The following is a 10597-nucleotide window of genomic DNA, read 5'->3' as shown; positions in this document are numbered from 1 at the left end:
AAATCTTCTTTTTTAAATCCTCTAGCAACTATACGTGGCATAATAGACCTCCATTTTTTGAATTCGTTTTCTTATATTATATCATAATATAGTACCTTTTTGTTAGAAAATAGATTAAAAGAAATTTTAAAGCAATAAAAAAATAAGATTTAAAGAGAATTTTGATATTAAAATCATTTAATATATAAAATTAAAAATAGATATATTAGTATTAATAATAAATATATGGGATAAACTTATCGAAATAAAATACAATTTAAAAAGTATGTTATCATTTTAACTTAAATTATTATATTTTTATTTTCTAAAGTTATTTAGTGGAAGATTTTAAATAAAAAGCAAAGGAAAAAACTCTCTAATTAGCACTTAGTAAGATTATAATAATTTAAAGCCAAATATTAAATTATATTAAATTTGTATTAAAATTATATTAAAAATATTTACTTAGGATCATAATTCGTGGTATACTTTTGGAGTATTGTTTATGTGTAATAGAGATAATGAATATCTAGAATTTAATAGCTTTTTATTGAGTTTATAGTGATAAGTTAAATAATAAAGAATTTATCTTTAAGGTATAATAAATCTTCAGAGCTTTTTAAGTTTTTATTAGTTATTATCTATATGTAAGAAGAATTAAAGAAATATATTTATAGAAGGAGATTATTTAATTATATGAAGTTAGAAAAAAGACAGAAATATGCAATACGTAAACTTAGTGTCGGTGTAGCATCGGTTCTTGCTGCACAGTTTTATGTGGGTACTATGTCAGACGTTCCAGAAGTGCAAGCTGGAGATGTTGTTGGTACTGAGGTAGCGAATAAGGTAGCCGATGTATCAACCGGGAAACCTAAAGATACAAAAGATGAGGTTATAGGTAAAAAACAAGGTAGTACAGTTAAGAATTCGACTAACGTAGAAACAAAATCAAAATCAGAAGAAAATCTAAATTCTGCGAATTTAGGAACGCCAAAAAAATCTGAAGAAAATGCTGATAAGATGACTGCCGATAAAGTAGACGCTAAAGAAAAACAGGCTGAAAAATCTACAGAGAAGAAAGAAAAAGAAGCAGACAAAACTTCGGAAGCAAAAGAAGATAAAAAATCTTTAGAGAAAAAAGAAGTTCAAGAAGCTAAGGATACTTTATCAAATAGACTTTTGGAATCTAAGGCAGTTAGCCAAGAAGCTGAAAAATATATAGCAGGAAAAGAAGTTAGTGCAGAAGTTAGAACTAAATTAACGACAAATTTAGAGAGTTCTAAGCAAGAAGAGAATAAAGCACAACAACTTTTGACAAAAGATAAAGCGACTCTAGAAGAATTAAATAACAGTGTGCGAACTATAGAAGCGGCTCTTGAGGTACTATACTTAGAGCTTAGACGAGCAGGGCATTCAGGGAAAGTTAGTTATAGGTTGGAGGCGGAGACAACTTCGACTCCAACAGTATTTGATTCGATGACTAAAACAATATATTCATATTTAGCTAATGAATCTACTGAAGTAAAATTCTTAGTATCAAAAGAATTTGTTGATTCACAAAAAGATGGAAATCAATATTACAATGATTATGATGTTGTTCGAGAGTTTGAGCTGAATAAGGATGCTAAAGACTTAGGTTTTGGCAGAATTTACGACGGATTTCTTGAGTTTAGAGCTCGAATAGGAAATACTATAGAACCCGGTACTTATCATCCTGGTTTTACATTTAAAGGTAAAGAGTATACAATAGAACTAGTAGTGAAATCGGTTAATGAATTACCTTATATCACTGTCGAGAATGAGACTGGCTATGACAGGGTTACCAAAGATGGTCGTGAAATAACACTAAGTTATAAAACAGGAACTAGCCGTATAGATCCTAAGGAAGGAGTTGAATTAACTCAAGGAGCTAAAGATCTAGGGTTAACTTACGATTCTACCAACCAAAGAATTTCAGGAAAAATAACTTTGGATAAGACTATTAAGGAAGGGACTTATAATATTGGTTTAGTTTCTAAAGACGGTCAATATGAAAAGAGTATACCGCTAACTATTAGAAATCCTGGAACTTTTGAAATAAACACATACAGATACTCTTCTTATGTTTTAACTCGTAGTGCTGCAGATGCTTCAGGAGATAATTTGGTTATTCCTACAACAACCTTTGGTTATGCTATAGGATATGATAGTGAAAATGTCAATTATTATAATCCGAAAATCTATAGTTCTTATTTTGAAAGTTACAATTATTTAAGAAATCCATACGTTAGAAGAACAATTAAAGACGCTAAAAAAGATACTCTTCATTATTATACTGAATTTGGATTGCGTTTTACAGATAGTTCTGTTGCTCAGGATAAGGTTAGGCTTGATAAGTTTGAACGATTAGATAAAAATCCTGATGTAGCATATGAACTAGTTGATATTTCTAAACTTGAATCTCATAATTGGAATGTTCGTTCTAATGAGATAGGTGAAAGTCCTTACCGAGTAAGATTTACAAAACTTCCTAAACAGCAAGAAAACTTTGTAATTAAGTTTAAAACGACGGATAGTTTTGGAACTGAGAAAATATTTACGGTTCCGGTTAGAACCGAAGAACGTGCGGTAGCTAATGATGTAAATAATAGATTGAATTATTACTTGACTCATGCCGATGTACTACTTAAAGCAGATAAGCTTTATCAAGTTGAAAATCCTATTCCAGTGGCAATTGAAAAAAAATCAGAAACTCAAGAGCTGGGTGACTTAGTATTAAATAAAGAGAATGCGGAGTTAATAGATATAACAGCACCTGAAGGAATTACAATTACAAGAAGAACAGATGACCTAACTAAATACAAGATTACAAAAGGAAACGGGGTAATCTTACCTGTAGGTGTTCATAAGATTACAGCGAAAGCTAAGGATGGACACTATGGAGAAGATGCTCCTGTACGAGAATTTACTTTCGAAGTAATGGATGGACTAAATGCCATTGGTGATCAGACTTGGACTGAAGGTCAAGCAATTCCAAATATTCCTGTTTCAATGACAAATGGAAGTAAGATTACGAATTTAACGGTTGAATCAGAGGGAGACTATATCCAGCTAAGTCCTAATGCGGATAATACAGGGATAGTGGGATACGCTTTAAAGAAAACAGATAAACCTCAAACAGCTTATGTTACTGCTACGTATATGAATAATGCAGGTGAAAGTCGTCAGATTAAGACGAAGTTTACTTATGAGATAAATGCTTCACCAGTAACGGATTTATCTTTAGAGGTTTCTAATGATAAACAAACGGTATCAGAAGGAACTAAATTTGCTGATATGGTGATAACAGCTACAGAAGGGGCTACAGTCACAGTTGATTCTACTAAGTTGCCGGAAGGAATAAACTATGACGGAAATAGTAAGACTTTGTCAGGAACTGGGCAGTATGAAGGACATTATGTAATTCCAGTTACGGCTACCAAAAATGGAGAGTCAAAAACTAAAATAGTAGACCTTACAGTAACTCCAGGTGAGTTTAATGTTCCAACGGCTAATTACACGTTTACAGCAGGTAATGAAATAGCTCCGATTACTCTTAAGATTCCTGCAAATGTAGGTGTAAGTTACACAGGCGGTAGTTTACCAAGAGGTTTAAATTGGTCTGCGGATAATAAAACTATAACTGGAACACCAACTCAAGTAGGGACATTCCAAACATATGCTTATGTTTATAGAACTGATAAATCGGGGAATAACCAGTATGCATATGCTAATGTAAATATCACAGTAAAAAGTGTACCGCTAAACTTTTCTATTCCTGATAATACAAAAACAGTAAAAGCTTTAGATGAACTGTCACCGATTAACCTCCAAGCAGATGGAGCGGTGTTATCGATAACTTCAGGTTCACTACCTCCAGGTGTAAACTATGATGCTACAACTAAAACAGTTTCAGGAACTCCTACAAAAATAGGTACTTATACAGCAACCTTTACAGCAACAAGTCCAACGATTAGTGGAAATTCAACAGCAAGTGCAACGTTAACGATAAATGTAACGTCACGTGATTTAAGTGTAGGTGTTGATAATAAGGAACAAGAGAAGACAGTTTTAACTGCTATAGACAATGTAGTTTTAACTCCTTCAGATGCTAAAGCAAGATTAGATGTTGATACAAGTCAATTACCACCAGGAGTTACTTATGATTCAGCAACAAAAACTATTTCAGGTACACCATCTAAAGTGGGAGAATACTTAATTCCATATAAGGCTACTTTCCCAGAAATGGCAGAATCACCAGTTGATGGGGGACATATTAAAATTAATGTTCGCCCACTTCCGGTAAGTATTAATGTTACAGAAAAAGAGCAAACTATTCGACTTGGTGAGACTATTAAAAGTATGGTTGTTTCGCACAGTGAACATTCAAACTTAGGGGCTCGTTATTTAAGTGTAGATTTACCAGAAGGAGATATAGATTCTTACCTTGAATCAACTGCAGGATTAAATTATAATTCTGCAACGCATACAATTAGTGGAACTCCAACCAAGCCTGGGGTATACAAAATTCGCTTGAAAGCTTCTATCGATTCACCGAATTTAGGAAAAGGTAGCGCAGAAGAAATTATCACCGTAACAGTAGTAGATGATCCAGTATCATTAGACATCAAAAATGATCGTCAAATGATTGCACTAGGAAAAACTGGTCTTCGTCCAATTACGTTTGCAGTACCAGCGAGTGCCACATTAACGTTTGATAAAACAAAACTTCCAGTGGGTGTAACGTATGATGAAGCAAGTAAAACTATTTCAGGAACACCGACAGTAGCTGGAGCATTTGACATTCCAATAACTGTAACAAGTGCAGGAGGTAAGTCTATTACAAAAGATATTACGATAGATGTTGTAGACTTAACACCACCAACACCGACAGTTACAGTGGAAGAAAACAATGATGGAACCCATACGATTAAAATTACACAACCGAATGGTCAACCAGTCGAAACAATTATCAAAAATGGTAAAGACGGAGAAACTCCAAAAGTTAAAGTAGCTCGTGATGAAACTACGAAAGAAACGACATTGACGTTCTATAGCGATAAGAATGCAAATAACCAGTTTGACGAAGGAACAGATACAGTTCTAGGAACATCCGTGATAAAAGATGGTCAGGATGGGGCAGCTGGAGCTAAGGGAGAAAAAGGTGAAACTGGAGCAACTGGACCAAAAGGGGACAAGGGCGAACAAGGTCCTCAAGGGGAACGCGGTCAAGATGGAGTAGCCGGATCAAAAGGTGATAAGGGCGACAAAGGAAAAGACGGCTTCACACCTGAAGTTAGTATTGTAACAAATCCAGACGGAAGTCATACAATCTCAATTACTCAACCAGATGGTAAAGAACCAATCACAACAACAGTTAAAAATGGAGAAAACGGTAAAGATGGTCGTGCACCAAGAGTTGAATTGAAACCAATTTATCCAGCGCAACCTAGACGCGCAAGAAGAGCAAGAAGTGTGGACTCTACTCCAACATCGCAACCGACAGCTAAACCAATCGGGGTTCATATTACGGTTTATTATGATAATGATAATAGTTTAACATATACTGCTGGAGATACTGTGATCAGTGAGGAAGATATCTATAATGGAGTAGATGGTCGTGATGGAATTGATGGTAAATCATCTACAATTGAAACAAAAGAAAATCAAGGTGGAACATACACAATTACTATTATAAATCCAGATGGATCAAAACGAGAAATCGTAGTGAAGAACGGAAAAGATGGACGCGATGGTAAAGATGGAAAAGATGGTCGTGATGGAATCGATGGTAAATCAGCTACGATTACTACAAAAGAAAATGCAGATGGAACGCGTACTATTGTTATTACAAATTCAGACGGAACTAAGCAAGAGTTCGTAGTGAAGAATGGAAAAGATGGTCGTGATGGTAAAGATGGTAAAGATGGTAACTGTACTTGTGGAGACAAACCGGAACAACCACGTGAAGATAAACAGCAAAGACCAAAAGAGGACAAACCGGTAACACCGCGTGAAGATAAACCACAAGAACCAAAAGAAGACAAACCAGTAACACTGCGTGAAGACAAACCACAAGGACCAAAAGAGGACAAACCGGAACAACCACGTAAAGATAAACCACAAGAGCCAAGAGGTGATAAACCAGAGCAACCACGTGAAGACAAACCTCAAGTTCTAACGAGAAATCCAGAACAATTAGTACCTACTATAGACAGTATTAAAGTGGATGCTCGTAAAGGAATGTTAGCTAAGACAGGTGAAGGGAAGTCTGATACATCAGTCTTCTTAGGAAGCACGGTATTACTTGCGCTTTATCTGCTTAGAAAAAAAGAAAATTAAAATGATATACTTTAGTAGTTAAATTTAATAAAATAAGTTTATCAAAAAGTTAGTATTTAGCGACTAGTTAATCACGCAATTAGTATTAAAAACTCTTTTGCAAAACTAATTATAAAGGGATGTCTCGATTAAATTGATTAGAATGAAATCATAATTTACGAGTCATCCCTTATTTATATTTAGAAGATTTGAAATTTATAGAAATTTATAATCTTGAGCTTTATGAAATTAAATTTCTATTTATAATAAATGAAGATAAATGTAACTATATCTGTAATTTCTTGGAAATATTATGTTTTTTGGATGGTTAGTATAAATTAAAATGCATTTTTTTGATTATTTTACTTACAAATATTACCAATTATTAAAATAATGTGGTATGATAGAAAGTAGGAAAAAAATATAAAATTAAATACTAAGGGGGAAATTTTATTAAACTTTTATATAAAAAATACTTTTCATTAATAATGTTAATCTTGGTATGTATTGCCATATTTTTATTTTCTAACCAGGTAGGTTCGGAATCATCTCAGATTTCAAGCAATTTAGTTATAAGAAAATTAGGTCATTTTAGTGAATATTTGACTCTAGGATTTTTTTCGTTTGCTTATTTTTCAAACTTATTATTGAAAAATAATAAATGTAAAAATTTTAAGAGAACTGCACTTGTGAGTTTAATTTTCTCTATTTTCTATGCCGCTAGCGATGAATTTCATCAAACCTTTGTAGATGGTAGAGATGGAAATGTTGTTGATGTTTTGATAGATGGAAGTGGAGCTTTTTTTGGAATATTGCTTTCTGGTATCTTATATTACACATTAATCAAAAAAATCTAAAAAAAATTTTAGTTTTCAGTTGTATTTTAGTTGTATTTTTTTTAGAAAAGTTATAAAATAATAACCTAGGTAAACTAAATTGAAAATATAAGGAGGAGTTATTAATGCTTAAAGCGCTTATTGTAGAAGATGATAAATTATTAGCTGCATCGCTAAAAGCTGCAATTGCAGAGAAATTTGATGCTGATGTTTGCTATAATGGATTAGATGGACAAAGACTTGTTGATGAAAATGTATATGATTTTGTAATAGCTGACAGTATTTTACCAGGAATGGGTGGAATCGATTTATTAGATTATATTCGTGAAGAAAAAGAATATAAAATACCAGTAATTGTGATAACGATAGCTGAATCAACTGAAGAAAAGGCTAGAGTTATGAAACATAGAGTAACAGAATATCTACCACGTGTTGCGGATGCTTCTCTTTTACTGACGACTATGTCTAATTTACTTCAACGTGAAAGTAATTTGAAAGGCGAAAACGAAATTACATATAAAGATTTAGTATTAGATTTAAAAAATGAATTAGTTATTGCTAATGCTGGTACATTAGACACTGTTAAAGGAAAGTATCTTGAACTATTATCATTCTTTGTAATCAATAATAATATAGTATTAGAAAAAGAAGAGATATTTGATCGTGTATGGGGTGTTGATTCTGAAACGACTATTAATGCGATTGAGGTTTATATCTCAGGTCTTAGAAAAGAACTACGAAAAATTGGTTATGATAAGAATTTAAGAACTGTTCGTGGTGTTGGATATACTTTTGAGTAGGTACAAGTATGGAATTTAATTATCCTATAGATTACACTTTATATAATACTGAGGAAATAACTATAATTATTAGATTTTTAGATTTAATAGAGGAATGTTATTTATCAGGAGTTGAATTAATACAATTTAAATCAACATATAAAGAATTTAAAAGTGTAGTCCGAGCTAAATCAGAAGAAAATTCATTATATCGTGAGTTTAAAGAAATTACGGGGTATGATGGATATCTAGCGGTAAAAGAAATGAAGAATGAAAAACCAAAAATTAAGCTTTAATGCTTAGTTTTTGGTTTTTTATTAAAGGCTTTAGCCAGTTGAGGAGGCGAAGTCTCCGAAACAAAAAACCACCCGCTATGCGGGTGCGAGATAAAAGTTAAACAATTGAAAAATCATCCTTTCTTGATAAAATAAGAGTAGTTCAAGCTCTAAAATAAAGAAAGGATGATTTTAATTATGACAAATAAACATAATAGTTTATCGCATACAAAGTGGTTATGTAAATACCATATTGTATTTACACCTAAGTATAGACGAAAAATAGAATTTAATCAATATAAAATAGACATAGTAAATATAATACAGAGGTTATGTAAGTACAAAGGGGTAGAAATAATAGAAGGACATATAATGCCAGATCATATACATTTGCTGTTATCAATACCACCGAAGTACAGTGTATCAAGTTTTATGGGATATCTGAAAGGGAAAAGTTCACTGATGATATTTGATATGCACTCAAACTTGAAATATAAGTATGGAAATAGAAAGTTTTGGGCAGAAGGATATTATGTAAATACTGTAGGATTAAATGAAAGTACAATAAGAAAATATATCAGAGAACAAGAATCGCATGATATTGCAATAGATAGACTGACAACCAAAGAATATACAAATCCATTTGGAAATAAGAAAAAATAAATAACCCCGTTTAACGGGTAGCGGGCGTCAAAATACAATAGGGCTTGAACGAATGTGAAAGCCAGCGCCTTGAGGTGCGTGTTAGTAACAAAGGGTTATACCCGAAGAGAAAACCACCCCTTTTCAGGGGTGGTCATTATTTTATGTCAATAAATCCATAATGAAATTTTGTGTTTTTTCTTACTATTCTTGTAAAATTATATTTTTCAAATATATCGTCTTTAAAATGAGCCTTTATAATAATTTTTTTTCTTCCTACACGACAAGCTTCTATAATAAAACTGTCGAATGGAAATGAAGTTTCAGCGAGAGTAGTGATTCCATCTAGGTTGTTTGATTCGGCGATGTTGTGGGAAAACATAGGATCTATGTATATTATATCGTAAGAATTGTCTGAGCTATTTTTTAAAAAATCTAGGCAATCACAGTTATAAGTTGTAATTTTCTTCATAGCGTTGTTGATTTTTTCATTTTTAGAGATATATTCTTTTAGACCGGTATTCGTGATTAAATATATAATCTTATTTTTTTCTATCGATGTTACATTGTGATTGTAGTAACTTAGCAATACACTATCTCCAGCGAGTCCCATTGTACAGTCAAGAACGTCTTGTTTTTCATCGTTGATTATCTCTAGTAGAGGTTCATTGTCTGAATTTTTTATTTTTAAAGCAGTGGTGTCTAAGTGAAAGAAAAGCTCGGAGTCATTTTCATAATAACTCAATTTATTTTTATAGACAACTAAAACTCCTGTAGCTATTGATAGTAGTTGCTTAATAGTTTTTTTGTTTCTAGGGATATATTGAAGTGTTAATTTGTCTGCTAGTAGTTTTGCAGAGGAATCAAGTTGTTTAGTTGTTTTTACGCTAGTTGTTACTATTATATTCTTCATTAATTATTAGTGTTTTCTCCTCGGTTATTATTATGTCTACAGCCTTATCATGGTTGTCAATTGGAACAGTCTCTTGAAGAAGTTTGTCGTATGATAATCCAATGCTAATGTCATAATTGTTTAAAGAAAAATATTTATCATAATATCCTTTTCCATAGCCAAGGCGATAGCCATTTCTGTCGAAAACTATAGAAGGAGTAATGACTAAGTCGATTTTACCGGTGTAATAGTTAGAGTGTTTCGGTTCTAATATACCAAAATGACCGCGTTCTAAGTCCTCCCAAGATGTAATTTGTATTAAATGCATTGTGTTGTTCTCGATTTTTGGAACGAACAATTCCTTTTTATTTATCCATTTTTTTATGAGAATTTCTGTTTGAATTTCTGTGTCGAAGCCAACAAAAATAAATATTTTTTTCGCTTGTAAGAAAACCTTGTGCTTTTCTATTGCTTCAAATATCTTTTTACTGGCAGAATCTCTGTAGCTCTCTGATAACGTGTTTCTCTCAGTAATAAATTTTTTTCTAAGTTCTTTTTTCATGAATTTCACCTCAAGTGTATTATATCATAAAATCAAAAATTGTATATTTATATTAATTTCTAATGTTCGGGAATATTGAATAAAGTAACAGTGTTGTGAGATTATGTAAATGAGAAAAAGTACATTATATCTGTAATATGAATTTTATTGTTATAGCTTTAAAGAAAGTTAATATAAAAACAAATATGGTTTTTAACTATAAAAATGCTTATATACTCCTTGATTATATTATATATTTATTTTTAGAATTTTTATAATAATGTATGTACAAGTATAATCAAAATTTTAAGAAA

At 32.0% G+C, this 10597-nt stretch carries 7 protein-coding genes; 5 read left to right on the top strand and 2 right to left on the bottom strand.

From position 1 onward, the window contains the following. Positions 1-675: 675 nt before the first annotated feature. The 5 genes from RWL85_RS07970 to tnpA all read left to right on the top strand — a co-directional run bounded on the left by RWL85_RS07970 (position 676) and on the right by tnpA (position 8871). Positions 676-6339 carry a putative Ig domain-containing protein gene (locus RWL85_RS07970; protein ID WP_314086867.1) on the top strand — a complete coding sequence of 1888 codons (5664 nt, stop codon included), beginning with the start codon at positions 676-678 and terminating at the stop codon, positions 6337-6339. Between the two features lie 467 nt (positions 6340-6806). Further along, positions 6807-7175, top strand: a complete 369-nt coding sequence (locus RWL85_RS07965) for a VanZ family protein (protein WP_314086864.1) — start codon at positions 6807-6809, stop codon at positions 7173-7175. Between the two features lie 104 nt (positions 7176-7279). Then, positions 7280-7954, top strand: coding sequence for a response regulator transcription factor (locus RWL85_RS07960; protein WP_314086862.1), 675 nt, complete (start codon positions 7280-7282; stop codon positions 7952-7954). A gap of 8 nt (positions 7955-7962) precedes the next feature. After that, the gene (locus RWL85_RS07955) at positions 7963-8229 is read left to right on the top strand and encodes a UPF0223 family protein (RefSeq protein ID WP_314086861.1); all 267 of its coding nucleotides are present in this window, start codon (positions 7963-7965) and stop codon (positions 8227-8229) included. Positions 8230-8406: 177 nt separating this feature from the next. Then, positions 8407-8871, top strand: coding sequence for an IS200/IS605 family transposase (gene tnpA / locus RWL85_RS07950; protein WP_314086859.1), 465 nt, complete (start codon positions 8407-8409; stop codon positions 8869-8871). Positions 8872-9007: 136 nt separating this feature from the next. Here the strand turns inward: tnpA and RWL85_RS07945 are convergent, their stop codons facing one another. Beyond that, positions 9008-9763 (bottom strand): class I SAM-dependent methyltransferase, encoded by a 756-nt coding sequence (locus tag RWL85_RS07945; protein ID WP_314086857.1) that lies wholly within the window; start codon positions 9761-9763, stop codon positions 9008-9010. Then, positions 9738-10304, bottom strand: a complete 567-nt coding sequence (locus tag RWL85_RS07940; RefSeq protein WP_314086870.1) for a 5-formyltetrahydrofolate cyclo-ligase — start codon at positions 10302-10304, stop codon at positions 9738-9740. Before RWL85_RS07940 ends, RWL85_RS07945 begins: the two co-directional genes overlap by 26 nt. Positions 10305-10597 lie beyond the last annotated feature (293 nt).

The sequence above is a fragment of the uncultured Gemella sp. genome (assembly GCF_963515875.1).
Classification (GTDB): Bacteria; Bacillota; Bacilli; order Staphylococcales; family Gemellaceae; genus Gemella.
The sequence above is the reverse complement of the archived record's forward strand: the minus strand, read 5'-3'. Positions and strand labels throughout refer to the sequence as shown.

Coding starts and splice junctions, on each gene's coding strand:
- RWL85_RS07970 (WP_314086867.1), top strand. CDS start 676: ATGAAGTTAGAAAAAAGACAGAAATATGCAATACGTAAACTTAGTGTC.
- RWL85_RS07965 (WP_314086864.1), top strand. CDS start 6,807: ATGTTAATCTTGGTATGTATTGCCATATTTTTATTTTCTAACCAGGTA.
- RWL85_RS07960 (WP_314086862.1), top strand. CDS start 7,280: ATGCTTAAAGCGCTTATTGTAGAAGATGATAAATTATTAGCTGCATCG.
- RWL85_RS07955 (WP_314086861.1), top strand. CDS start 7,963: ATGGAATTTAATTATCCTATAGATTACACTTTATATAATACTGAGGAA.
- tnpA (WP_314086859.1), top strand. CDS start 8,407: ATGACAAATAAACATAATAGTTTATCGCATACAAAGTGGTTATGTAAA.
- RWL85_RS07945 (WP_314086857.1), bottom strand. CDS start 9,763: ATGAAGAATATAATAGTAACAACTAGCGTAAAAACAACTAAACAACTT.
- RWL85_RS07940 (WP_314086870.1), bottom strand. CDS start 10,304: ATGAAAAAAGAACTTAGAAAAAAATTTATTACTGAGAGAAACACGTTA.